The sequence below is a fragment of the Pseudomonas hygromyciniae genome (assembly GCF_016925675.1).
In the GTDB taxonomy this organism is placed as follows: Bacteria; Pseudomonadota; Gammaproteobacteria; order Pseudomonadales; family Pseudomonadaceae; genus Aquipseudomonas; species Aquipseudomonas hygromyciniae.
Window position 1 is genome coordinate 1,643,469 of sequence record NZ_CP070506.1, and the last position, 22,471, is coordinate 1,665,939.

General features: G+C 62.1%; 19 protein-coding genes, 2 pseudogenes and 1 riboswitch. Of the genes and pseudogenes, 16 read left to right on the plus strand and 5 right to left on the minus strand.

Annotation, left to right across the window (positions count from 1 at the left end; genetic code table 11):
- The first annotated feature begins 254 nt into the window (after positions 1-254).
- The 5 genes from cysM to JTY93_RS07235 all read left to right on the plus strand — a co-directional run bounded on the left by cysM (position 255) and on the right by JTY93_RS07235 (position 6,429).
- Positions 255-1,157, plus strand: coding sequence for a cysteine synthase CysM (cysM, locus tag JTY93_RS07215; RefSeq protein ID WP_032857024.1), 903 nt, complete (start codon positions 255-257; stop codon positions 1,155-1,157).
- Positions 1,157-2,509: a 23S rRNA (uracil(1939)-C(5))-methyltransferase RlmD gene (gene rlmD / locus JTY93_RS07220; protein ID WP_205480481.1), complete on the plus strand. Its 1,353-nt coding sequence runs from the start codon at positions 1,157-1,159 to the stop codon at positions 2,507-2,509. The genes cysM and rlmD overlap by 1 nt, the downstream gene beginning before the upstream one ends.
- A gap of 120 nt (positions 2,510-2,629) precedes the next feature.
- Positions 2,630-4,873, plus strand: coding sequence for a GTP diphosphokinase (relA, locus tag JTY93_RS07225; RefSeq protein ID WP_169956980.1), 2,244 nt, complete (start codon positions 2,630-2,632; stop codon positions 4,871-4,873).
- A 151-nt stretch (positions 4,874-5,024) separates the two neighbouring features.
- Positions 5,025-5,858, plus strand: a complete 834-nt coding sequence (gene mazG, locus JTY93_RS07230) for a nucleoside triphosphate pyrophosphohydrolase (RefSeq protein ID WP_133714205.1) — start codon at positions 5,025-5,027, stop codon at positions 5,856-5,858.
- 25 nt (positions 5,859-5,883) lie between these two features.
- A complete protein-coding gene (locus JTY93_RS07235) occupies positions 5,884-6,429 on the plus strand; it encodes a DUF2058 domain-containing protein (protein ID WP_038446852.1) in 546 nt (181 codons plus the stop codon).
- A gap of 236 nt (positions 6,430-6,665) precedes the next feature.
- Here the strand turns inward: JTY93_RS07235 and JTY93_RS07240 are convergent, their stop codons facing one another.
- The 4 genes from JTY93_RS07240 to purM all read right to left on the minus strand — a co-directional run bounded on the left by JTY93_RS07240 (position 6,666) and on the right by purM (position 9,631).
- Positions 6,666-6,854, minus strand: coding sequence for a hypothetical protein (locus JTY93_RS07240; RefSeq protein ID WP_029292397.1), 189 nt, complete (start codon positions 6,852-6,854; stop codon positions 6,666-6,668).
- Between the two features lie 346 nt (positions 6,855-7,200).
- The gene (locus JTY93_RS07245) at positions 7,201-7,914 is read right to left on the minus strand and encodes a DUF3108 domain-containing protein (protein ID WP_169993346.1); all 714 of its coding nucleotides are present in this window, start codon (positions 7,912-7,914) and stop codon (positions 7,201-7,203) included.
- 8 nt (positions 7,915-7,922) lie between these two features.
- Complete coding sequence (gene purN / locus JTY93_RS07250; protein WP_205477149.1) at positions 7,923-8,573, minus strand: phosphoribosylglycinamide formyltransferase; 651 nt, start codon at positions 8,571-8,573, stop codon at positions 7,923-7,925.
- Complete coding sequence (purM, locus tag JTY93_RS07255) at positions 8,573-9,631, minus strand: phosphoribosylformylglycinamidine cyclo-ligase (RefSeq protein ID WP_205477150.1); 1,059 nt, start codon at positions 9,629-9,631, stop codon at positions 8,573-8,575. Before purM ends, purN begins: the two co-directional genes overlap by 1 nt.
- 359 nt (positions 9,632-9,990) lie before the next feature.
- Between purM and JTY93_RS07260 the strand changes: the two genes are divergently transcribed.
- The 5 genes from JTY93_RS07260 (at position 9,991) to JTY93_RS07280 (ending at position 14,613) form a co-directional block, all read left to right on the plus strand.
- A complete protein-coding gene (locus JTY93_RS07260; protein ID WP_205477151.1) occupies positions 9,991-11,049 on the plus strand; it encodes a DUF2066 domain-containing protein in 1,059 nt (352 codons plus the stop codon).
- A 43-nt stretch (positions 11,050-11,092) separates the two neighbouring features.
- The gene (locus tag JTY93_RS07265; protein WP_205477152.1) at positions 11,093-12,166 is read left to right on the plus strand and encodes an AI-2E family transporter; all 1,074 of its coding nucleotides are present in this window, start codon (positions 11,093-11,095) and stop codon (positions 12,164-12,166) included.
- Positions 12,167-12,381: 215 nt separating this feature from the next.
- Positions 12,382-13,086: a DnaA regulatory inactivator Hda gene (gene hda, locus JTY93_RS07270; RefSeq protein ID WP_032857040.1), complete on the plus strand. Its 705-nt coding sequence runs from the start codon at positions 12,382-12,384 to the stop codon at positions 13,084-13,086.
- Between the two features lie 213 nt (positions 13,087-13,299).
- The gene (locus JTY93_RS07275; RefSeq protein ID WP_205477153.1) at positions 13,300-13,929 is read left to right on the plus strand and encodes a C40 family peptidase; all 630 of its coding nucleotides are present in this window, start codon (positions 13,300-13,302) and stop codon (positions 13,927-13,929) included.
- A 144-nt stretch (positions 13,930-14,073) separates the two neighbouring features.
- Positions 14,074-14,613: a C40 family peptidase gene (locus JTY93_RS07280; RefSeq protein ID WP_205477154.1), complete on the plus strand. Its 540-nt coding sequence runs from the start codon at positions 14,074-14,076 to the stop codon at positions 14,611-14,613.
- Between the two features lie 135 nt (positions 14,614-14,748).
- Here JTY93_RS07280 and JTY93_RS07285 read toward each other — a convergent pair.
- A pseudogene (locus tag JTY93_RS07285) lies at positions 14,749-16,063 on the minus strand (PQQ-dependent sugar dehydrogenase).
- A gap of 99 nt (positions 16,064-16,162) precedes the next feature.
- Positions 16,163-16,410, plus strand: a riboswitch (cobalamin riboswitch).
- 80 nt (positions 16,411-16,490) lie between these two features.
- Between JTY93_RS07285 and cobO the strand changes: the two are divergent.
- From cobO to JTY93_RS07315, 6 genes and pseudogenes are all read left to right on the plus strand, one after another.
- Positions 16,491-17,102 (plus strand): cob(I)yrinic acid a,c-diamide adenosyltransferase, encoded by a 612-nt coding sequence (gene cobO, locus JTY93_RS07290; RefSeq protein ID WP_092234464.1) that lies wholly within the window; start codon positions 16,491-16,493, stop codon positions 17,100-17,102.
- Positions 17,099-18,482, plus strand: a pseudogene (locus JTY93_RS07295) (cobyrinic acid a,c-diamide synthase CobB). Before cobO ends, JTY93_RS07295 begins: the two are co-directional and overlap by 4 nt.
- Positions 18,479-19,129: a 5,6-dimethylbenzimidazole synthase gene (bluB, locus tag JTY93_RS07300; protein WP_205477156.1), complete on the plus strand. Its 651-nt coding sequence runs from the start codon at positions 18,479-18,481 to the stop codon at positions 19,127-19,129. The pseudogene JTY93_RS07295 and the gene bluB overlap by 4 nt, the downstream one beginning before the upstream one ends.
- Positions 19,126-20,034, plus strand: coding sequence for an adenosylcobinamide-phosphate synthase CbiB (cbiB, locus tag JTY93_RS07305; RefSeq protein ID WP_205477157.1), 909 nt, complete (start codon positions 19,126-19,128; stop codon positions 20,032-20,034). The genes bluB and cbiB overlap by 4 nt, the downstream gene beginning before the upstream one ends.
- Positions 20,027-21,016 (plus strand): threonine-phosphate decarboxylase CobD, encoded by a 990-nt coding sequence (gene cobD / locus JTY93_RS07310; protein WP_205477158.1) that lies wholly within the window; start codon positions 20,027-20,029, stop codon positions 21,014-21,016. The genes cbiB and cobD overlap by 8 nt, the downstream gene beginning before the upstream one ends.
- A complete protein-coding gene (locus JTY93_RS07315) occupies positions 21,013-22,464 on the plus strand; it encodes a cobyric acid synthase (protein WP_205477159.1) in 1,452 nt (483 codons plus the stop codon). Before cobD ends, JTY93_RS07315 begins: the two co-directional genes overlap by 4 nt.
- The last annotated feature ends 7 nt before the right edge of the window (positions 22,465-22,471 follow it).

Here is a 22,471-nt window from a genome sequence, read left to right on the forward strand (position 1 = left end):
GGGGGCTTGTCCCCCGTTGGGCTGCGCAGCAGCCCCAAAACCTGCACCCTCGGTTAATCTGACACACCTCGGTGATCTTATTGGGCTGCTGCGCAGCCCAGCGGGGGACAAGCCCCCTCGCCACAACAGCTCCTAGCCACCGACAGCCTTGGGCTTTAGCTCGTTGAGTTATAAGCACCACACTTTGCGTGATATGGCCCGCCAGCGTTTGCCGGTATGATAGGCGCCCCCGCAGTCTGGATTGCGAATACGCCATGACCTTGCAGTACCCAACCATCGCCGATTGCGTCGGCAACACCCCCCTGGTCCGCTTGCAGCGCATGGCGGGTAACACCAGCAATACCTTGCTGCTCAAGCTCGAAGGTAATAACCCGGCGGGCTCGGTCAAGGACCGTCCGGCGTTGTCGATGATCACCCGCGCCGAGTTGCGTGGGCAGATCAAGCCCGGCGACACCCTGATCGAAGCCACCTCCGGCAATACCGGGATTGCCCTGGCCATGGCCGCGGCGATCAAGGGCTACAAGATGATCTTGATCATGCCCGACAACGGCAGCGCCGAGCGCAAGGCGGCGATGACCGCCTATGGTGCCGAGCTGTTGCTGGTCACTCCGGAAGAAGGCATGGAAGGCGCGCGCGATCTCGCCGAGCGCATGGCCGCCGAAGGCCGTGGCCAGGTCCTGGACCAGTTCGCCAACGGTGACAACCCAGAAGCGCACTACACCAGCACCGGCCCGGAAATCTGGCGCCAGACCCAGGGCACCATCACCCATTTCGTCAGCTCCATGGGCACCACCGGCACCATCATGGGCAACTCGCGCTACCTCAAGGAGCAGAACCCGGCGATCCAGATCGTTGGCCTGCAACCGATGGAAGGCGCGGCGATCCCCGGGATCCGCCGCTGGCCCGAAGAGTATCTGCCAAAGATCTACAACGCCGCCCGGGTCGATCGCATCATCGACATGGCCCAGCGTGAAGCCGAAGACACCACCCGTCGCCTGGCCCGTGAAGAAGGCATCTTCTGCGGTGTGTCCTCCGGCGGCGCCGTGGCCGGCATGTTGCGCTTGTCTGCAGAACTGGAAAACGCAGTTATCGTCGCGATCATCTGTGACCGAGGCGACCGCTACCTGTCGACCGGCATTTTCGACGCGCCCAACTGATGGCCAAGCAAGAGCGAGGCCTGCGTTTCCAGCCAACGGGCGGTAATCGGGCGCCACAAATCCCGGTCGGTAAAAAGCAGCGCCTGACCATCGAGCGCCTGGCCAATGATGGCCGGGGGATCGCGTTTTTCGAAGGCCGCACCTGGTTTGTCGTGGGGGCCCTGGCCGGCGAAGAGGTCGAGGCGCGGGTGCTGGGTGCCCATGGCAAAGTGGTCGAGGCCCGCACCGAGCGGGTGTTCAAGGCCAGCGAACTGCGTCGCCCGGCGCCGTGCGCCCATGCCGGCCGTTGTGGCGGTTGCAGCTTGCAACACTTGCCCCATGACGAACAGCTTGCCCTGAAACAGCGCATGCTCGCCGAGCAATTGTCCCGTGTTGCCGGGGTCGAGCCCCAGGAATGGGCCGCGCCGTTGAGCGGGCCCGAGTTCGGTTATCGCCGCCGGGCCCGGGTGGCCGTGCGCTATGACGTCAAGGCCAAGCACCTGGACGTTGGCTTTCGCGCCGTGGCCAGCCAGGACATCGTGGCCATCGATGATTGCCCGGTGCTGGTACAGGCCTTGCAACCGATCATGCAGCGCCTGCCCAACATGTTGCGGCGCCTGAGCAAACCTCAGGCCCTGGGGCATGTGGAGTTGTTCAGCGGTTCGTCGATTGCGGTGTTGCTGCGGCATATGGCGCCGCTGTCGGACGCCGACCTGGTGGTGCTGCAAGAATTCTGTGCCTTCCATGATGCCCAGTTGTGGCTGCATGGAGAGGGCGAGCCGCAGCCGTTCGCGGCTGGGCCGGGCCTGGGCTATCGTCTGCAGCAGTGGGACTTGGACCTGGCTTACCGGCCTGGGGATTTTGTGCAGGTCAACGCCGGGGTCAACGAAGCGATGGTTGCCCAGGCGCTGGATTGGCTGGCACCACGTTCCGACGAACGGGTGCTGGACCTGTTCTGCGGCCTGGGCAACTTTGCCCTGCCTCTGGCGCGCCAAGTGCGTGAAGTGGTCGCGGTAGAGGGCGTGCAGGCCATGGTGGACCGCGCGGCGCTGAATGCCGCAAGCAACAATTTGCATAATGTGCAGTTTTTTCAGGCCGATTTGTCCCAGCCTTTGAGTGATGCGCAGTGGGCCAAAGCAGGCTTTTGTGCGGTACTCTTGGACCCACCCCGCGATGGTGCCCTGGAGGTTGTGCGCAAGCTCGCCACTCTGGGGGCTGATCGCCTGGTGTATGTGTCCTGCAATCCAGCCACGCTGGCGCGGGACACTGTCGAGTTGGTCAAGCAAGGCTACCGGCTAAAACGTGCCGGGATCCTCGATATGTTTCCGCAAACTGCGCATGTCGAGGCGATGGCGTTATTTGAAGCGAGCTAGGATGCTCGCTTAGTCCGACTGGCCTGCGTTCTCCAGGGCCTGTGACCTGCCAGGGAGTTCGCGTTACAAGGGTCAGCGATTTTGACGCGCTACAGGCGCGTCGTAGGGAAGGTAAGCAAGATGGTACAGGTGAGAGCACACCAGCCGATCAACACCGACGGCAGTATCAATCTCGAGGCATGGCTGGATCATGCCATCAGTGTCGATCCGGCACTGGACCGTGAAGCCTTGAAAGCCGCCTGCGAGTTCGCTCGCGAGGCAGAACAGCAAGACAATGCGGCCAAGAACCTCTGGGCCGAAGGAACATCCAGTTTTCGTACTGGGCTTGAAATCGCCGAGATCCTCGCCGACCTCAAGCTGGACCAGGATTCGCTGATCGCCGCGGTGCTCTATCGCGGTGTGCGCGAAGGGCATATTGCGTTGCCGCTGGTCAGCCAGCGGTTCGGCGCGGTGGTGGCCAAGCTGATCGATGGCGTGCTGCGCATGGCCGCCATCAGCGCCAGCCTTAGCCCGCGCCAGTCAATGGTGCTGGGGACCCAGGGCCAGGTGGAAAACCTGCGCAAGATGCTGGTGGCGATGGTCGACGACGTTCGCGTCGCGCTGATCAAGCTGGCCGAGCGCACCTGCGCGATCCGTGCGGTGAAAACCGCCGATGACGAAAAGCGCAATCGCGTCGCCCGTGAGGTCTTCGATATCTACGCGCCCCTGGCTCACCGCCTGGGGATCGGCCATATCAAGTGGGAGCTGGAGGACCTGTCCTTCCGCTACCTCGAACCCGATCAATACAAACAGATCGCCACCTTGCTGCATGAGCGGCGGCTGGACCGTGAGCGCTTTATCAGCGATGTGATGGGCCAGTTGCGCTCGGAGTTGCAGGCCACCGGTGTCGAAGCCGATATCAGCGGCCGGGCCAAACACATCTATTCGATCTGGCGCAAAATGCAGCGCAAGGGCCTGGCCTTCAGCCAGATCTATGACGTGCGCGCCGTGCGCGTGTTGGTGCCGGAAATGCGCGACTGCTACACCGCGCTGGGTATCGTCCATACGCTGTGGCGGCACATTCCCAAGGAGTTCGACGACTACATCGCCAACCCCAAGGAAAACGGCTACCGCTCGCTGCACACCGCGGTGATCGGCCCCGAGGGCAAGGTGCTGGAAGTGCAGATCCGTACCCACGCCATGCACGAAGAAGCCGAGCTGGGCGTTTGCGCGCACTGGCGCTACAAGGGCACCGACGTCAAGGCCGGCTCCAACCAGTACGAAGAGAAAATCTCGTGGCTGCGCCAAGTGCTGGAATGGCACGAAGAACTGGGGGATATCGGCGGCCTGGCCGAGCAACTGCGGGTGGATATCGAGCCCGACCGGGTCTACATCTTTACCCCTGACGGCCACGCCATCGACCTGCCCAAGGGCGCGACGCCGCTGGACTTCGCCTATCGCGTGCACACCGAGATCGGCCATAACTGCCGTGGCGCCAAGATCAACGGGCGCATCGTGCCGCTCAACTACAGCCTGCAGACCGGTGAGCAGGTCGAGATCATCACCAGCAAGCACGGTACGCCGAGCCGCGACTGGCTGAACCCGAACCTGGGCTACATCACCACGTCGCGGGCACGGGCGAAGATTGTCCACTGGTTCAAGTTGCAGGCGCGGGACCAGAACGTCGCCGCCGGCAAGACCTTGCTCGAACGCGAGCTGGGTCGCTTGGGCCTGCCCCAGGTGGATTTCGACAAGTTGGCCGAAAAAGCCAACATGAAGATTGCCGAAGACATGTTCGCCGCCCTCGGTGCCGGCGACTTGCGCCTGGCGCAATTGGTCAACCTGGCCCAGCAACTGGTGGAGCCGGAACGCGGCAGCGAGCAACTGGAGCTGATCCCACGCAAGGCCACCGGCTACAAGCCCGGCAAGCGCGGCGATATCCAGATCCAGGGCGTAGGCAACCTGATGACCCAGATGGCCGGCTGCTGCCAGCCGTTGCCGGGCGATGCCATCGTTGGCTACATCACCCAGGGCCGTGGGGTGAGCATTCACCGCCAGGATTGTGCCTCGGTGCTGCAGCTGGGCGGGCGTGAGCCGGAGCGGATCATCCAGGTCAGTTGGGGGCCGGTGCCGGTGCTCACCTACCCGGTGGACATCATCATCCGCGCCTACGACCGCTCGGGGCTGCTGCGTGACGTCTCGCAAGTGCTGCTCAATGAGCGGATCAACGTACTGGCAGTCAACACCCGCTCGAACAAGGAGGACAACACGGCGTTGATGTCCCTGACCATCGAGATTCCGGGGCTGGACGCGTTGGGGCGGCTGCTGGGGCGTATCTCCCAGTTGCCGAACATCATCGAGACGCGGCGTAACCGCACGCCATAAATCGCTGGATGAGCGCGGTCTAAAATGTAGGAGCGGGCTTGCTCGCGAAAGCGGTGGATCAGTCAATATATTCGGCGACTGACACAACGCCATCGCGAGCAAGCCCGCTCCCACATTTGATCCTCAGCGCTCCCCGAACAGAGATTGACCGATGTATTCACTTGAAGACCTGCTGCACCTGATGAACCGGCTGCGCGACCCGCAATATGGTTGCCCGTGGGACATCAAGCAAACCTACGCCAGCATCGTGCCCCACACCCTGGAAGAAGCCTACGAAGTCGCCGACGCCATCGAGCGCGGGGATTTTGATCATCTGCAGGGCGAGTTGGGCGACCTGTTGTTCCAGGTGGTGTATTACAGCCAACTGGCCCGGGAAGAAGGGCGCTTCGAGTTCGCCGGGGTGGTGGACAGCATCACCCGCAAACTGATTCGCCGGCATCCCCATGTGTTCCCCACTGGCGACCTGTATGCGCCGCTGGATGTTCCTCAGTTAAGCGAAGAGCAGGTCAAGGAGCGCTGGGAGCAAATCAAGGCCGAGGAGCGCGCAGAAAAGTCCCAGGCCCCGCAGCAACTGTCCCTGCTCGATGATGTACCCAGCGCTTTGCCGTCCCTGTCCCGCGCGGCCAAATTGCAAAAACGCGCCAGCCAGGTAGGCTTTGACTGGCCAGCGGCGTTACCGGTGGTGGATAACGTGCGTGAAGAGCTCGATGAGGTGCTCGAAGCCATGGCCGACAATGACCCGGCAGCGATTGCCGATGAAGTCGGTGACCTGCTGTTTGCGGCGGTCAACCTGGCCCGGCACCTCAAGGTGGACCCGGAAACCGCCCTGCGCGGTGCCAATGCCAAATTCGAAAGGCGATTCCGATTTATCGAACAGGCATTGCGCGACACCCACCGTCCCATGGAAGATTGCACCCTCGAAGAGTTGGACGCCCTGTGGGGTGAAGCCAAACGCCAGGAAAAGAATGTGTCCAACTGCGGTTGAGCAGTTGCCTAAGTGAGTAAGCACCATGAGCATTTCCCTTCGCGACCAGTTGCTCAAAGCAGGCCTGGTCAATCAGAAGCAGGCCAAGCAGGTCGGCAAAGACAAGCAGAAGCAGCAGCGCCTGGTTCACAAAGGCCAGGCCCAGGCAGATGACACCCAGCAGCGCCTGGCCCTGGAAGCGCAGGCCGAGAAGGTCAAGCGCGACCAGGAGCTCAACCGTCAGCAGCAGGAAAAGGTCGAGGCCAAGGCCCGTGCCGCGCAGGTCAAGCAATTGATCGAGACCTCGCGCCTGCCCAAGTTGACCACCGAGGACTACTACAACTTTGTTGACGACAAGAAGGTCAAGCGCCTGTCGGTCAACACCTTGATGCGCAACAAGCTGAGCAACGGCTCGTTGGCGATTGTCCACCATGGCGGCGGTTACGAGGTGATTCCACGGGAGGCTGCGCTGAAAATCCAGGAGCGCGCCCCTGAGCGTATCGTCCAGCTCAACATCCTCACCGAGACCCAGGTACCGGATGAGGATGATCCGTACGCCGCTTACCAGATCCCTGATGATCTGATGTGGTAACAGCCTTGCGGTTGTAAGCGGGGCTATTGTGACAGGCGGGCTTGTTGTGGCGAGCGGGCTTGCCCCGCGCTGGGCTGCGAAGCGGCCCCAAAACCTAAGCCCACCGCTGTATCTTAAAGATCGCGGCCGGCCTTATTGGGCCTGCTTCGCAGTCCAGCGCGGGGCAAGCCCGCTCGCCACAATCACTTCCGCATCCGTGGCCATAGCCACAGAGCGGCCCATGGCACTCCAGTGAGTCAGGAGCTGGATGCCTGGCGTTTCATTTCGAGGGTTTCGAGCTCGTTTTTATAATTATGGGCGTCGCACTCGTTGTGAAACATACCGACCAGCAGGTCTTGTTGATGCACATCCCAGATATGAATCCCGTGGGCCAGGGCCTCGTGGGACATATGGGCATCGTCGCGTTCGGTTACTTTTACTGTCATCTGCTTGCTCCAGTCTCTGGTTGATCTGCGGCAAGGCGTCGCAGGCCTTTGTTATATGTTTTGTTAGCTTGCTAAGTAAACTGACTTTGCGCGCAACAATTCATTGCAGCAGCCGCAACAATGCTCCAGGCCCCGTAAACCGCGACGTTGCGTCGCAGGGGCAAGGGGTTTATGACAAAAGTTTCATGTTCGAATCAGGCTTTGGCCTTGTGTTGGGTATCCCGCCGCCATCGCAAGCGGTCACCCATGGGAGCTGGCTTGCCTGCGATGACGCCAGTCGCCCCGCGACAAATTCCAGGCGAAAAAAAGCCCCGCATTTCGCGAGGCTCTTTTAAACAACCAATGATCAGCTGCCTTTCACAACCTTGCCATTGACCGTACCGTCCAACAGCATGATGTTGTATTCCTTGCCGTCGGTTTCGACCTGTTGCAGGCGAACCAGCAGGTAGTCCCAGTCCTTGGCAAACCACATCACGGTGGTGCGCTTGCTTTGCGTCGGGTCGCGCACGCGCTCAACCTTGATGGCGTCGATCTTGCCGGCCTTGGTGTCGACTTTCTCGGTAGCCAGTACGCGGAAGTCATAGGTCTCGACTTCGCCGTCATCCACCACCTGGTAGCTCATGGTTTTCTTGCCGGCCGCTACGTCATGCTGCAGGGCCAACTGGTAAGTGGATTTATCGACCATGCCGCGGTTCAGCGGGATCTTGACCGCGTCGCCGCGATCGGTGCCGGTGACCATCTTGGCGGTCCAGTCGAAGTCCAGGTCGGCCTTCTTGGCTTTGCCCAGGCCACCCCGTTCAAAGTGGTAGGACTGGGGCAGCAGGGTGTCCTTGTCCAGGGTCAGGGTGCTTTCTTCGGTCAGGCTGGCGATCATCATCGAAGCCTTGAAGCTGAGCTTCCAGACGCCGTTGCCGGTGCTTTCCAGGCTACGGGAGGCCTGGCCGCTCATGGGCAACTGCTTCCAGTCGGCGGTGTAGCTGGCGGAGAAAGGCTGAAGATCTGCCGCGTGCACGGTAGGCAGGGCAAGCAGAGCAAAAGCGAAGAGCAGGGCACGACGCATAAAATCTCCTAGGTACGAATCAAGTGGCCGCTGGCCGCAAGTAACTGGCCGTCCAACAATGCACCTTGTTCACCGAGCACCAAACGTCCTTCGGCAAACCAGCGAACCGCCAGCGGGTAAATCCTGTGTTCCTGGGTGTGAACCCGTTGCGCAAGGCTCTGCGCTGAGTCCGCAGACTCTACCGGAACTACTGCCTGTACGACCAGAGGCCCGCCATCGAGTTCCTCGGTGACAAAGTGCACGCTGCAGCCATGCTCTGTATCTCCGGCCTCCAGGGCGCGCTGGTGGGTGTGTAACCCTTTGTATTTGGGCAGCAGGGAAGGGTGAATGTTCAGCAGGCGCCCCTGGTAATGGCGCACGAAGCCAGCGCTGAGAATGCGCATGAAACCGGCGAGGACCACAAGCTTGGGATTGAAGGTGTCGATCAGTTCGATCAAGGCTGCATCGAAGGCCTCACGACCGTCGAACGCCTTGTGATCCAGGGAGCGGGTATCGATACCTGCATCCTGGGCGCGTTGCAGGCCGTAGGCGTCGCTGCGGTTGGAAATCACCGCAGCGATGCGCACCGGGCTATCGCCGGTGCGCGTGCTATCGATCAGGGCCTGCAAGTTACTGCCGGTGCCGGAGAGCAGCACCACGACATCACAGGTTGCTGGCATCAGTGAGCCTTGAGGTTCTTCAGTTCAACCTGGGCCGCACCTTCGGCAGCGGTGGCGATCTGGCCGATCACCCATGGCTGCTCGCCGGCTTCACGCAGTACGTTCAGCGCGGTTTCCACGTGCTCTTGAGCTACGCAGATGACCATGCCCACGCCGCAGTTCAGCACGCGGTGCATCTCGGTCTCGTCGACGTTGCCTTTCTCTTGCAGCCAGTCGAAGACCGCCGGGCGCTGCCAGCTGGCTACGTCGACGATGGCCTGGGCGCCTTTTGGCAGCACGCGCGGGATGTTGTCCAGCAGGCCGCCACCGGTGATGTGGGCCATGGCCTTGACTGCGCCAGTGTCCTTGATCAGCTTGAGCAATGGCTTGACGTAGATGCGGGTCGGGGCCATCAGCAGGTCGGTCAACGGCTTGCCGTCGAGCTGGGTGTTTTCGATGTCGGCGCCGGACACTTCGATGATCTTGCGGATCAGCGAGTAGCCGTTGGAGTGTGGGCCGGACGATGGCAGGGCCAGCAGGGCGTCACCGGCAGCGACTTTGGAACCGTCGATGATCTCGGCTTTTTCCACGACGCCGACGCAGAAACCAGCCAGGTCGTAGTCTTCGCCTTCGTACATGCCCGGCATTTCAGCGGTTTCGCCGCCGACCAGGGAGCAACCCGACAATTCGCAACCAGCGCCGATACCGGTGACCACTTGTGCAGCGGTCTCCACGTTCAGCTTGCCGGTGGCATAGTAATCAAGGAAGAACAGCGGCTCGGCGCCGCACACCACCAGGTCGTTCACGCACATGGCGACCAGGTCGATGCCGATGGTGTCGTGCTTGTTCAGGTTCAGCGCCAGGCGCAGCTTGGTGCCCACGCCGTCGGTGCCGGAGACCAACACAGGCTGCTTGTAGCCGGCCGGGATCTCGCAGAGGGCGCCGAAACCGCCCAGGCCGCCCATGACTTCGGGGCGCGCAGTGCGCTTGGCGACGCTCTTGATGCGTTCGACCAATGCTTCACCGGCGTCGATGTCTACACCGGCGTCCTTGTAGCTCAGGGAGGGTTGCTTGCTCATGATCCAGGCCTTTAGGGGGGGATTCAGGGGTAACGACCGATGCGGTGGGGGTACGGAAGTTGAACACTTCAGGGCGGCCCAGCCGTTGACGGTCTGCGAAGGCGCGCGATTTTATCAGGCTTGAGGGGCAGCGGCCATCCTCGGGCCGACGGGCAGAGGCATATGGTGCTAAAAAAACCTTAATCGGCGCCGCGATCGCCTGTATTAAGGTATAGCCTTTAACCCGCTATCGTTATGACAGTACGAAAACTTACCGGGGCCTTGTGAATGTTTTGCCGGTTGCTGTGGTCACAGCCTTGCTTAACCTTCTTCACGCGGCCTGTTCCAGCCGCTTTTTTGTCGTTCGGGAATCTTTTTTCATGGGTCTGAGTAGATACTTTTTTGTCGGCTGTTTGTCGTTGGTCAGCCTGGCGAGTCATGCCGAAACCCTCAATGGCCTCTATCAAGTACTGGAGCCTGTCAGCAGCCAGGCGCCGCAAGAGCGCGAACAAGCCACCCAGCGTGCCCTGCAGACCCTGGTGATCCGCCTGACCGGCGACGCCAAGGCCGCCGAGGGCCCTGGCCTGGCAGCGATCCGCAAGGATCCGCAACAGATCATCAGCCAGTACGGTTACGACGCGGGCCCACCCGAAAGCCTGCAAGTGGATTTCGACCCGGTCAGCACCGACCGCGCCCTGCGCGACGCCGGTCTGGCGTTGTGGGGCAACAATAGGCCGTCGATCCTTGGCTGGTGGCTGAGCGATTCCACTGAAGGCAGCAGCCTGGTGGGTGATGGCCAGTCGGCGGCCGAGCCCCTGCGCCGTGCCGCCCAGCATCGCGGCTTGCCGTTGCGCCTGCCACTGGGCGACCTCGATGAGCAGATCGTTGCCACCGCGCCTAATCTTGAAAGTGCAGATCCCGCGCCCCTGCGTTCTGCCTCCGAACGTTATGGCGCCGATGCCCTGCTGGCGGTGCACGCCCGTGAAGAGGCGGGCCAATGGCAAGCCAAATGGCGCCTGTGGCTGGGTGACAAAGCCGAGCAGGGCAGCGTACAGGGCGCCGACACGGCTGCCTTGGCTGATGCCGTGTTGCTGGCGGTCAGTGAGCGCCTTGCTCCCCGTTTTGCGGTAAAAGCCGGGGTGTCCAGCGAGCAGTTGCTGCAAGTACAAGGCATGACCCTGGAGCGCTACGCCGCCCTCGGTCATCTGCTGGAACCTTTTGGCGCGCAGTTGCAGCGGGTGGAGGGTGATCGGATCGTCTATCGGGTCAACGGCAGCAGCGAACAACTGCGCAGCCAGTTGAGCCTGGCCAAGCTGCAGGAAGTGCCCGCCGGTGAGGCGCTTGCGCCGCAGCCTGTGCAGCCGCCGGTGGCCGAAGGGGCTTCACCTGCGCCAGTGCCACCGCTCGAGCCTGAGCCGCAACTGCGTTTTCGTTGGTAAATGTTCTTCCTTATATAGAAGCAACTGACAGATGGAGTGGTTTATGGCGGATACGCGTCGTTGGGTGTGGCTTGGCGGGATTGTTCTGCTGTGCGTCTTTGTGTTCTTGCTGCATTCGATCCTGACGCCGTTCCTGGTCGCCTTGCTGTTGGCCTATCTGTTCGATCCGGTGGTGGATCGCCTGGAAAAGGCCGGCTTGTCGCGAACCTGGGGGGTGGTGGCGGTATTTGCGCTGTTTACCCTGATCGTCATGGCGCTGCTGCTGGTGTTGGTGCCGATGCTGGCCAAGCAGATGATCCGCCTGTATGAACTGGCACCGCAGATGCTCGACTGGCTGCAACACACGGCCATGCCCTGGGCGCAGTCCAAGCTGGGCCTGGCCGATGGCTTCTGGAAATTCGACAAGGTCAAGGCCGCGATCAGCGAGCATATGGGGCAGACCACCGATATCGTCGGGGTCATCCTCAGTCAGGCCACGGCCTCCAGCCTGGCATTGATCGGCTGGCTGACCAACCTGGTGTTGATCCCGGTGGTGGCGTTCTACTTGCTGCGTGACTGGGACATCATGATCGCCAAGATCCGCAGCCTGCTGCCTCGTGATCGTGAGGAGCGCATTGTGTCTCTGGCGGGGGAGTGCCATGAGGTGCTGGGTGCTTTCGTTCGCGGGCAGTTGTTGGTGATGGTGGCGTTGGGGATCATCTACGCTGGCGGGCTAATGGCGATTGGCCTGGAGCTGGGCCTGCTGATCGGCATCATTGCTGGCCTGGCGGCGATTGTGCCGTACATGGGTTTTGTCATCGGGATTGGCGCGGCGCTGGTGGCTGGTCTGTTCCAGTTTGGCGGCGACTTGTACCCGATGCTGGGGATTGTCGCGGTGTTCATGGTCGGCCAGGCGCTGGAAGGCATGGTGTTGACGCCGTTGCTGGTGGGCGATCGTATCGGCCTGCATCCGGTGGCCGTGATCTTTGCGATCCTGGCGGGCGGCGAGTTGTTCGGCTTTACCGGCATCCTGCTGGCGCTGCCGGTGGCGGCGGTGATCATGGTGCTGGTGCGCCATGTGCATGATGTGTACAAGGATTCGGACGTCTATACGGGCGCCGATGATCCTCAGTTGTAAGGCTGATCACAAACCCGGCTCAAGGCCGGGTTTGTTGCCTCTAGGGCTTGGCATTTAGCCATCGCGTCAAACAATCTCCAAAAAATCCAATGAGTTAACGCAAACCTTTGATTTTGCTTGTGGTCTGTTGCATTGTGCGCCCGGCGTCACGGGTATAAACTTTGCAAACTTTTCACAGAGGCCACTAACGGTTCGATTGGAGCCGTTCAGTCAGCATGAAACCGATTCAGCTGCCCCTAGGTGTGCGTCTGCGTGACGACGCTACCTTCATCAATTACTACCCAGGCGCCAATGCCGCTGCACTCGGCTATGTCGAGCGGCTCTGCGAAGCCGACGCCGGGTGGACGGAAAGCCTGATCTACCTCTGGGGCAAGGACGGCGTGGGGCGTACCCACCTGTTGCAGGCAGCCTGCCTGCGCTTTGAGCAGATGGGTGAGCCGGCGGTGTACCTGCCGTTGGCTGAACTGCTGGACCGTGGCATCGGCATCCTCGACAACCTCGAGCAATACGAATTGGTTTGCCTGGATGATCTGCAAGCGGTCGCTGGCAGGGCGGATTGGGAAGAAGCACTGTTCCATTTGTTCAACCGCCTGCGCGACAGTGGCCGGCGCCTGCTGATTGCTGCGTCTACCTCGCCTCGGGAATTGCCGGTCAAGCTGGCTGACCTCAAGTCACGACTGACCCTGGCGCTGATCTTCCAGATGCGCCCATTGTCCGATGAAGACAAATTGCGCGCCTTGCAGCTGCGTGCCTCGCGCCGTGGTCTGCACCTGACCGATGAAGTCGGGCATTTCATCCTCACCCGTGGCACCCGCAGCATGAGCGCATTGTTCGACCTGCTCGAACAGCTCGACCAGGCCTCCTTGCAAGCCCAGCGCAAGCTCACCATCCCCTTCCTCAAAGAAACCCTCGGCTGGTAGCCAGCCCTTTGAAACCGTGGCTCTTGGCAAATTCCAGGCGCCAGAAAACCTGCGTTTGGGCCGCTCTGGCCACGCAAAAGGGTCTAAATGGGGTTTAAGGGCTTAGATGACATAGGTCAAACAAGAAGTCACATAGATCACGATTGAATTTGCAAATCGATGTCATAGAAGGCATAGTCTCGGCTTCTTTACATATCAGCCACGGTCGTGCCCATGCTAAATCGCTTCGCACCCCTCGTGCCTCTCGCACTCGTAACCCTGTTGTTTGGTTGCGCCACCCACCCCCAGCAGGTGGTTGAGCAGCAAAAGCCGCAACAACAGCATCAAGCCAAATTCGTCGCAGCACAGTCTTCTTCTGTTTATGAAGAAGAGGTAGCGACCGAAAAAGAACTGGCCCAGTTCGCCGACAGCAAGCCTTATCAGTTGCCGCTGCTGGCCGACAGCATCCTCGAACGTGGCATGTCCCTGATCGGTACCCGCTACCGTTTCGGTGGTACCTCTGAAGCCGGCTTCGACTGCAGTGGCTTTATCGGCTATCTGTTTCGTGAAGAAGCCGGCATGAACCTGCCGCGCTCCACCCGCGAAATGATCAACGTGGATGCACCGTTGGTCGCACGAAACAACCTCAAGCCCGGTGATCTGCTTTTCTTCAGTACCAATGGCCGTGGGCGTGTCAGCCACGCCGGTATTTACTTGGGCGATGACCAGTTCATCCACTCCAGCAGCCGCCGTAGCGGTGGGGTACGGGTTGATAAGTTGGGCGACAGCTACTGGAGCAAGACCTTCATCGAAGCCAAGCGCGCACTGGCGATGGCCCCCACTAGCGTTACCGCCCGCAAGTAAACTTAAAGTGATACTTGAAGTTTGACGCGTAAGCGCTAGAATCCTGAGATATTGTTGCGAACCAGACCGCGCGAGCTTGCTTGCGCGGTCTAGTTTTCAGCGTTCGGCAGCGAAAGCCGCATCCAGATCAGGATTGTTCTGCCCATGTCGACCTCGGCCCGCCTAATTCTTCTTGTTTGCGCCGCGCTGCTCAGTGCCTGCGCCAGCCGTCCTTCACCTGCGCCTGTGGCCGTCAAGCCCAAGCCGGTATTCAACTACACCACCCAGAACTTTTCGCCGGTTGCCGAAGATGTGCTGTTTCGCGCCTTGGGCCTGGTCGGCACGCCTTACCGCTGGGGCGGCAACACGCCGGACTCGGGGTTTGATTGCAGCGGCCTGATTGGTTTTGTCTACCGCGATGCCGCTGGCATCTCGCTGCCGCGCACCACCCGCGAGTTGATCGTGATGCGTGCCCAGGACGTGCGTGAAGATGCGCTGCAAACCGGCGACCTGCTGTTTTTCGCCACGGGCGGTGGCTCCCAGGTTAGCCATGCCGGGATCTATGTGGGTGAAGGGCGCTTCGTCCATGCGCCACAAACCGGCGGTACGGTGAAGCTTGATACCCTGTCCAAGGCCTATTGGCAGAATGCCTACCTGAGCGCCAAGCGCGTGTTGCCGGCCGAGCATCTGGCGCGTAACCCTTAAGACCTGCACCGATCAAAAATGTGGGAGCGGGCTTGCTCGCGAAAGCGGTGAATCAGTAACAGATGTACTGACTGATCCACCGCTTTCGCGAGCAAGCCCGCTCCCACATTGGTTTTGTGGTGTTGTCGAGTCCTGCTATTTAGCAGCCGACACCCGCCACACCTTATTCCCCCACATCATCCGCCACCAACAACCCGCCCTGCTGATCGATCACCACACCCACCGGCCGGCCCATGGCTTTCTCATCACTGTTGAGAAAGCCGGTCAGCACATCCACCGGTTGCCCCTTCGGCTTGCCCCCCTCAAATGGCACAAAGATCACCTTGTAGCCACTGTGCGGCTTGCGATTCCACGAACCATGCTGGCCGATAAACGCGCCATGGCTAAATTGTGCCGGCAGCGTATTACCTTCAGCGAAGGTCAGTCCTAGGGACGCAGTGTGTGGCCCGACGGCGTAGTCTGGCGCAATGGCCTTGGCTACCAGGTCCGGGTCCTGCGGCGTGACCCGTACATCCACATGTTGGCCGTAGTAACTGAACGGCCAGCCATAGAAGCCGCCATCCTTGACCGAGGTGATGTAGTCCGGCACCAGATCGCTGCCGATTTCATCGCGCTCGTTGACCGCCGTCCACAGCTTGCCGCTTTGCGGCTCCCAGGCCATGCCATTGGGATTGCGCAGCCCGGAGGCAAAAATCCGCTGTTTGCCGCTGGCCCGATCGACTTCCCAGATCGCAGCGCGGCCCTGTTCGGCTTCCAAGCCGTTTTCGCCGACGTTGCTGTTAGAGCCCACGCTCACATACAACTTGCTGCCATCCTTGCTGGCCACCACGTTTTTCGTCCAGTGGTGGTTCAGCGGGCCGCCCGGCAGGTCGATGACCTTGGTGCCTGGCGCCTTGATCGCGGTTTCCCCCGGTTGATAGGGGAAGCGCAGCAGCTTGTCCGAATCGGCCACATACAGATCGTTGCCCACCAGGGTCATGCCAAACGGCGAGTTGAGGTTCTCCAGGAAGACCGTACGGGTTTCCGCCACGCCATCATGGTCGGCATCGCGCAACAGGGTGATGCGGTTCGGGCTGGGCACACCTGCGCCGGCGCGGCCCATGACCTTTTCCATGACCCAGCCGCGAATGCCCTTGGAGTCATCCGGCTTGGGCGGCGCGTTGGTCTCGGCCACCAGCACGTCGCCATTGGGCAATACATACAGCCAGCGCGGGTGGTCCAGGCCTTCGGCGAAGGCGCCGACCTGGGTACCGGCGGCGGCCTGGGGCTTGGCGCCATCGGGCCAGCCAATGGCGGGGGCGATGTTGACGGTGGGGATCAGGGTTTTGTTCGGTTCCGGCAACTTGGGCGAGGGCCCGGTGCCGTCGGAGACCTGCAAGGTTGAGCTTTCCCCGCAGGCGGCGAGTGCGCCTGCGGCCATGATCAGTACGGCGAGTCGGGTCTTGTGCATGTTTTTCTCCTCAATGCCTGTAGTCATAGAGGTACGGTGCGTGGCGATGGTTCAAGTGCGTGGCCGGCTTTAATTGACGCTGTACCCCCAACCCACTAACCTTCGCCGCTTGTTTCAGGTGCTCTGTGACGTACGCGTCGACCGAGTGAAACAGGGAAGCCGGTGAGTGCGCGCACTTTTCTACAGTGCGGCCACGATCCCGGCGCTGCCCCCGCAACGGTAAATGAGTCAAGACGCTGCTTTTGCCACTGTATCGCGTGCGATATGGGAAGGCGCATCGTCGGCCCGCCCTGGTCAACAGGGCGCCACTCATGAGCCCGGAGACCGGCCTGATTCATCCAACAGCATCACGGTGGGCGATGCTTGGCTTCATAGAGATTGTCTTTTCCTGCCCGCCGTTTTTGTCCAGCCCCAACGGAGAGCTGCCATGACTGATTCCCCTGATCGTGACGAACGCCACCTGGCGCGCATGCTGCGCAAAAAAGCGGTGATTGACGAGCGCATTGCCAATTCACCGAATGAATGCGGTTTGCTGCTGGTATTGACCGGCAATGGCAAAGGCAAAAGCAGCTCGGCCTTCGGCATGCTCGCCCGCGCCATGGGCCACGGTATGCAATGTGGCGTGGTGCAGTTCATCAAGGGGCGCAACAGTACCGGTGAAGAGTTGTTCTTCCGCCGCTTCCCCGAACAGGTACGGTTCCACGTGATGGGCGAGGGCTTTACCTGGGAAACCCAGGACCGCCAGCGCGATATCGCCGCCGCCGAAGCGGCCTGGAAAGTCTCCCGGGAAATGTTGCAGGATCCGTCCATCGGCCTGGTGGTGCTGGATGAGCTGAACATTGCGCTCAAGCACGGTTATCTCGACCTGGACCAGGTGTTGAGCGACCTGCAAGCCCGGCCACCGATGCAGCACGTGCTGGTCACCGGTCGCGGCGCCAAGCCAGAGCTGATTGAAATGGCCGACACCGTCACCGAAATGGGCATGCTCAAGCACGCGTTCCAGGCCGGTATCAAGGCACAGAAAGGCATCGAACTTTGAACCAGCCGCGCCATTGCCCTGCCGTGCTGATCGCCGCGCCGGCGTCAGGCCAGGGCAAGACTACCGTCACCGCCGCCCTGGCCCGTTTGCACCGCAACCTAGGGCGCAAGGTCCGGGTGTTCAAATGCGGCCCGGACTTTCTTGACCCGATGATCCATGAGCGCGCCAGCGGCGCGCCGGTCTATCAATTGGACATGTGGATGGTGGGCGAGCAGGAAAGTCGCCGTTTGCTGTGGGAAGCAGCGGGGGAGGCGGACCTGATCCTGATCGAGGGCGTGATGGGCCTTTTCGACGGCACCCCCCTCCAGCGCCGACCTGGCGCGCCACTTTGGCGTGCCGGTACTGGCGGTGATCGACGGCACCGCCATGGCCCAGACCTTTGGCGCCCTGGCGCTGGGGCTGGCGCGTTACCAGGCGGACCTGCCGTTCGCCGGGGTCTTGGCCAACCGCGTCGGGACCGTGCGCCACGCGCAATTGCTCGAAGGCAGCCTGACCGAAGGCCTGCGCTGGTACGGCGCGCTGTCCCGGGAAACCGGGATCGAACTGCCGAGCCGCCACCTGGGCCTGGTGCAGGCCAGCGAGTTGAATGACCTGGACCTGCGCCTGGATGCGGCCGCCGAAGCCCTGGCCGGCAGTTGCGAGGTAGCGCTGCCACCGCCGGTGGAGTTCGCCGCGCCCGAGGTGATCTCGGCCGAGCCACTGCTGGCCGGCGTGCGGATTGCCGTGGCCCGGGATGAAGCCTTTGCCTTCACCTATGGTGCGAGCCTCGACTTGCTGCGGGCGATGGGCGCCCAATTGCATTTCTTCTCGCCGATCCATGACCGCGTGTTGCCCGACGCCGACAGCCTCTATCTGCCCGGTGGCTACCCGGAGCTGCATCATCAGGCGTTGTCGCAAAACACCGCGATGCTGCAGGCGATCCGCGCCCACCACGGCGCAGGTAAGCCGTTGTTGGCCGAATGTGGCGGCATGCTCTATTTGCTCGACTCATTGACCGATGTCGAGGGCACTCGCGCCGAACTGCTGGGGCTGTTGCAAGGCGATGCGGTCATGCAGAAACGCCTGGCGGCCCTGGCCCTGCAAACGGTGGAATTGCCGGAAGGCGTGCTGCGCGGCCATACCTATCATCACTCCCTGACCAGCACGCAATGGCAGCCGATTGCCCGAGGCCTGAGCCCCAATGGTGGGCGCGGCGCCGAGGCGGTGTATCGCCAGGGGCGGATGACGGCCTCCTATGTGCACTTTTATTTCCCGTCGAACCCGGTTGCGGTGGCCGCGCTTTTTGCGCCTGAGCGGGACGCCGCTATCGCCGGCAAGCCAGCGCCCACAGGGGATTGCATTGCAAATGTAGGAGCGGGCTTGCCCGCGATAGGGTCATGACCGACAACGCCTTCCCCGCAGCCGAACGCCAGGCCATCTACCGCGCCATCGCCGAACGCCGTGATATGCGCCACTTCAGTGGCGGCACTGTCGCCCCCGAGCTCTTGCATCGCCTGCTGCAAGCCGCTCACCAGGCCCCCAGCGTCGGCCTGATGCAGCCGTGGCGCTTTATCCGTATCAGCGACCGCAACCTGCGTGGGCAGATCCAGCAGTTGGTGGAAGCAGAACGCCTACGCACCGCGGCTGCCCTTGGCGAGCGTTCGGACGACTTTATGAAGCTCAAGGTCGAAGGCATCAACGACTGCGCCGAGGTGTTGGTGGCGGCGTTGATGGATGATCGTGAGCGGCATATTTTCGGGCGGCGCACGTTGCCGGAAATGGACCTGGCCTCGCTGTCCTGCGCGATCCAGAATCTGTGGCTGGCCTCCCGCGCCGAAGGCCTGGGCATGGGCTGGGTGTCGTTGTTCGAACCCCAGGACCTGGCCGACCTGCTGGGCCTGCCGCCCGGCGCCAAGCCGCTGGCCGTACTGTGCCTGGGCCCGGTGACGGCGTTCTACCCGGCACCGATGTTGCAACTCGAAGGCTGGACCGAACCGCGTCCGCTGAGTGACATGCTGTATGAGAACTATTGGGGAGTGAATCAATGAGTGTGGCCTTGCTGAGTGTCGCTGCAGTGGCGCTGGATGCGCTGCTGGGCGAGCCCAGGCGCTGGCATCCGCTGGTGGCGTTCGGCAATTTTGCCGAGCGCATCGAGCAGCGTTTCAACTCCGCAGGTCGCGGCTGGCGCAGCCATGGCGTGAGCGCATGGTTTATCACCGTGATACCGCTGACCTTGCTGGCCACGGCCTTGTCCTGGGCGCCTTACGTTGGCTGGGTGATCGAGATCCTCGCGTTGTACCTGGCCCTGGGCATGCGCAGCCTGGGTGAGCACGTGTTGCCGGTGGCCCAGGCCCTGCGCAGTGGGGATCTGGACGAGGCACGCACGCGCGTCAGTTACCTGGTCAGCCGCCAGACCAGCGAATTGGACAGCACTGAAGTGGCGCGCGCCGCCACCGAGTCGGTGCTGGAAAACGGCAGCGACGCGGTGTTCGCCGCGCTGTTCTGGTTTGTCGTGGCCGGGGTGCCGGGCGTGGTGCTGTACCGCCTGAGCAATACCCTGGATGCCATGTGGGGCTATCGCAACGAACGCTTTGAACGCTTCGGCTGGGCGGCGGCGAAAATTGACGATCTGCTTAATTACATTCCCGCGCGCCTGGTGGCGTTGACCTACGCCGTGCTCGGCAAAACGCGCCTGGCGCTCAAATGCTGGCGCCGACAGGGCCCGACCTGGGACAGCCCGAATGCCGGCCCGGTGATGGCCGCCGGTGCTGGCGCCCTGGGCGTCGAGTTGGGCGGTGCGGCGATTTATCACGGTGAGCTGCACCAGCGTCCGGTCCTCGGCGAAGGACCACCGGCCGATGCCGATTCCATCGAGCGTGGCTGGCAACTGGTGCAGCGCGGCGTGTGGTTGTGGGTGTTGATCCTGTGCGCGGGGGCGCAATTCTATGCTTGAACATGGTGGCCGGCTGCGCAAAGCCGCGATGCAGTACGGCATCGCCCAGGAAGATTGGTTGGACCTGTCCAGTGGCCTCGCGCCCTGGCCCTGGCCAATCCCGCCCATCCCATTACGGGCCTGGGCACGTTTGCCAGAGAACGATGATGGTCTGGAGCAGGCCGCCTGCGACTATTACGGCGCGGCCCAGGTGTTACCGGTGCCGGGCTCCCAGGCGGCGATCCAGTTGCTGCCGCGCCTGCGCCGAGCGGGCAAGGTCGGCGTGCTGTCGCCGTGCTATGCCGAGCATGCCGAGGCCTGGCGCCGCGCCGGCTATATCGTGCGCGAGGTGCTGGAGCAGGAAGTCGACTTCTTCCTCGACAGCCTCGACGTGCTGGTGGTGGTCAATCCCAATAACCCAACCGGCCTGAGCCTTACCCCCCAGCGCCTGCTGGATTGGCATGCGCGGCTGGCCCAGCGCGGGGGCTGGCTGGTAGTGGATGAAGCCTTTATGGACAACACCCCGCACTTGAGCCTGGCGAGCCAGGCCAACCAAGTGGGGTTGATTGTGTTGCGCTCGTTCGGCAAGTTTTTCGGCCTGGCCGGGGTGCGCCTGGGCTTCGTCCTGGCCGAACGCAAGCTGCTCAAGCTGCTGGCCGAGCAGGTCGGGCCGTGGGCGGTCAGCGGGCCGACCCGGGAGTTGGGGCAGGTCTGCCTGCGCGACAGCGCCGGCCACGCCCATCAGCGCCAGCGTTGCGAAGAAGCGAGCCAGCGCCTGTTCAGCCTGCTGGATCAGTATGGCCTGCGCCCACAAGGTGGCTGCGCGCTGTTCCAGTGGCTGATCGCCGATCGCGCCGAGCAGTTGCATGAGTTCATGGCCCAGCGCGGCATCCTGCTGCGCCTGTTTGTCCACGACAGCAGTCTGCGTTTTGGCCTGCCCGGGACCGACGCCGATTGGCTGCGCCTTGAACAAGCCCTGACTGCCTGGAAACACGCCTCATGACCACCTTGATGGTGCAAGGCACCACCTCCGACGCGGGCAAAAGCACGTTGGTGACCGCGCTGTGTCGCTGGGTCGTGCGCCAGGGCGTGCCGGTGGTGCCCTTCAAACCGCAGAACATGGCGCTCAACAGTGCGGTCACGGCAGAAGGTGGCGAGATCGGCCGTGCCCAGGCCGTGCAAGCCCAGGCCGCCAACCTCGCGCCGCACACCGATATGAACCCGGTACTGCTCAAGCCCAACAGCGACACCGGCTCCCAGGTCATCATCCATGGCCATGCGGTAACCAGCATGAATGCCGTGGCCTATCACGACTACAAGGCCATCGCCATGCAAGCGGTGCTGGCCTCCCATGGGCGTTTGAGTGCGGCCTACCCCGTGGTGATGGTCGAAGGCGCGGGCTCTCCGGCCGAGATCAATCTGCGGGCCAATGACATTGCCAACATGGGGTTCGCTGAAGCGGTGGATTGCCCGGTACTGCTGATCGCCGATATCAATCGCGGCGGGGTGTTCGCCCACCTGGTTGGCACGTTGGAGTTGCTATCGCCGTCGGAGCAGGCGCGGGTCAAGGGTTTTATCATCAACCGCTTTCGCGGCGATATCGCGCTGCTGCAACCGGGCCTCGACTGGCTTGAGGCGCGCACCGGAAAACCGGTGGTCGGTGTGCTGCCCTATGTGATGGACCTGCACCTGGAAGCCGAGGATGGCATCGATCAGCGCCAGATCGACAAGGCGGCGCAGGTGCTCAAAGTGGTGGTGCCGGTATTGCCGCGCATCAGCAATCACACGGACTTCGACCCGCTGCGCCTGCATCCCCAGGTGGATTTGCAGTTTGTCGGGCCGGGGCAGGCGATCCCTGCCGCTGACCTGATCATCCTGCCCGGCTCGAAAAGCGTGCGCAGCGACTTGGCCTACCTGCGCGCCAATGGCTGGGACCGTGCGATCGCCCGGCACTTGCGCTATGGCGGCAAGGTCCTGGGTATCTGCGGTGGCCTGCAGATGCTGGGCGAGCAAGTCCACGATCCGCTTGGCCTGGAAGGCACTGCGGGCTCCAGTGATGGCCTGGGCCTGCTGGCGTTCAGCACCACCTTGGAAGCCGAGAAACAATTGCGCAATGTGCGTGGCCGGCTGGTGCTGGAAGATGCGCCAGTCAGCGGTTATGAGATCCATGCGGGCGTGACCCGAGGTACTGCCCTGGAGCAGCCAGCCGTGCGTTTGGATGACGGTCGCAGCGACGGTGCTTGTAGCGATGACGGGCAGATCCTCGGCACCTATCTGCACGGTCTGTTCGAGACTCCCGCCGCATGCAGCGCCTTGCTGCGTTGGGCCGGGTTGCAGGAAGTGCAGGAGGTGGATTATCACGGCTTGCGCGAGCGCGATATCGAGCGCCTGGCGGACCTGGTGGAGCAGCATCTGGACACCCGGTTGCTGCGCCAGTTATGTGGCATTTGAGGGTTTG

Bases quoted from the DNA above. Each gene is read 5' to 3' on its own strand.
- cobD (WP_205477158.1), top strand. From the start codon at position 20,027: ATGCTTGAACATGGTGGCCGGCTGCGCAAAGCCGCGATGCAGTACGGC.
- purM (WP_205477150.1), bottom strand. From the start codon at position 9,631: ATGAGCAAGCAACCCTCCCTGAGCTACAAGGACGCCGGTGTAGACATC.
- bluB (WP_205477156.1), top strand. From the start codon at position 18,479: ATGACCGACAACGCCTTCCCCGCAGCCGAACGCCAGGCCATCTACCGC.
- hda (WP_032857040.1), top strand. From the start codon at position 12,382: ATGAAACCGATTCAGCTGCCCCTAGGTGTGCGTCTGCGTGACGACGCT.
- cobO (WP_092234464.1), top strand. From the start codon at position 16,491: ATGACTGATTCCCCTGATCGTGACGAACGCCACCTGGCGCGCATGCTG.
- JTY93_RS07265 (WP_205477152.1), top strand. From the start codon at position 11,093: ATGGCGGATACGCGTCGTTGGGTGTGGCTTGGCGGGATTGTTCTGCTG.
- JTY93_RS07280 (WP_205477154.1), top strand. From the start codon at position 14,074: ATGTCGACCTCGGCCCGCCTAATTCTTCTTGTTTGCGCCGCGCTGCTC.
- JTY93_RS07240 (WP_029292397.1), bottom strand. From the start codon at position 6,854: ATGACAGTAAAAGTAACCGAACGCGACGATGCCCATATGTCCCACGAG.
- JTY93_RS07245 (WP_169993346.1), bottom strand. From the start codon at position 7,914: ATGCGTCGTGCCCTGCTCTTCGCTTTTGCTCTGCTTGCCCTGCCTACC.
- JTY93_RS07260 (WP_205477151.1), top strand. From the start codon at position 9,991: ATGGGTCTGAGTAGATACTTTTTTGTCGGCTGTTTGTCGTTGGTCAGC.
- JTY93_RS07235 (WP_038446852.1), top strand. From the start codon at position 5,884: ATGAGCATTTCCCTTCGCGACCAGTTGCTCAAAGCAGGCCTGGTCAAT.
- purN (WP_205477149.1), bottom strand. From the start codon at position 8,573: ATGCCAGCAACCTGTGATGTCGTGGTGCTGCTCTCCGGCACCGGCAGT.
- JTY93_RS07315 (WP_205477159.1), top strand. From the start codon at position 21,013: ATGACCACCTTGATGGTGCAAGGCACCACCTCCGACGCGGGCAAAAGC.
- cysM (WP_032857024.1), top strand. From the start codon at position 255: ATGACCTTGCAGTACCCAACCATCGCCGATTGCGTCGGCAACACCCCC.
- mazG (WP_133714205.1), top strand. From the start codon at position 5,025: ATGTATTCACTTGAAGACCTGCTGCACCTGATGAACCGGCTGCGCGAC.
- cbiB (WP_205477157.1), top strand. From the start codon at position 19,126: ATGAGTGTGGCCTTGCTGAGTGTCGCTGCAGTGGCGCTGGATGCGCTG.
- relA (WP_169956980.1), top strand. From the start codon at position 2,630: ATGGTACAGGTGAGAGCACACCAGCCGATCAACACCGACGGCAGTATC.
- JTY93_RS07275 (WP_205477153.1), top strand. From the start codon at position 13,300: ATGCTAAATCGCTTCGCACCCCTCGTGCCTCTCGCACTCGTAACCCTG.
- rlmD (WP_205480481.1), top strand. From the start codon at position 1,157: ATGGCCAAGCAAGAGCGAGGCCTGCGTTTCCAGCCAACGGGCGGTAAT.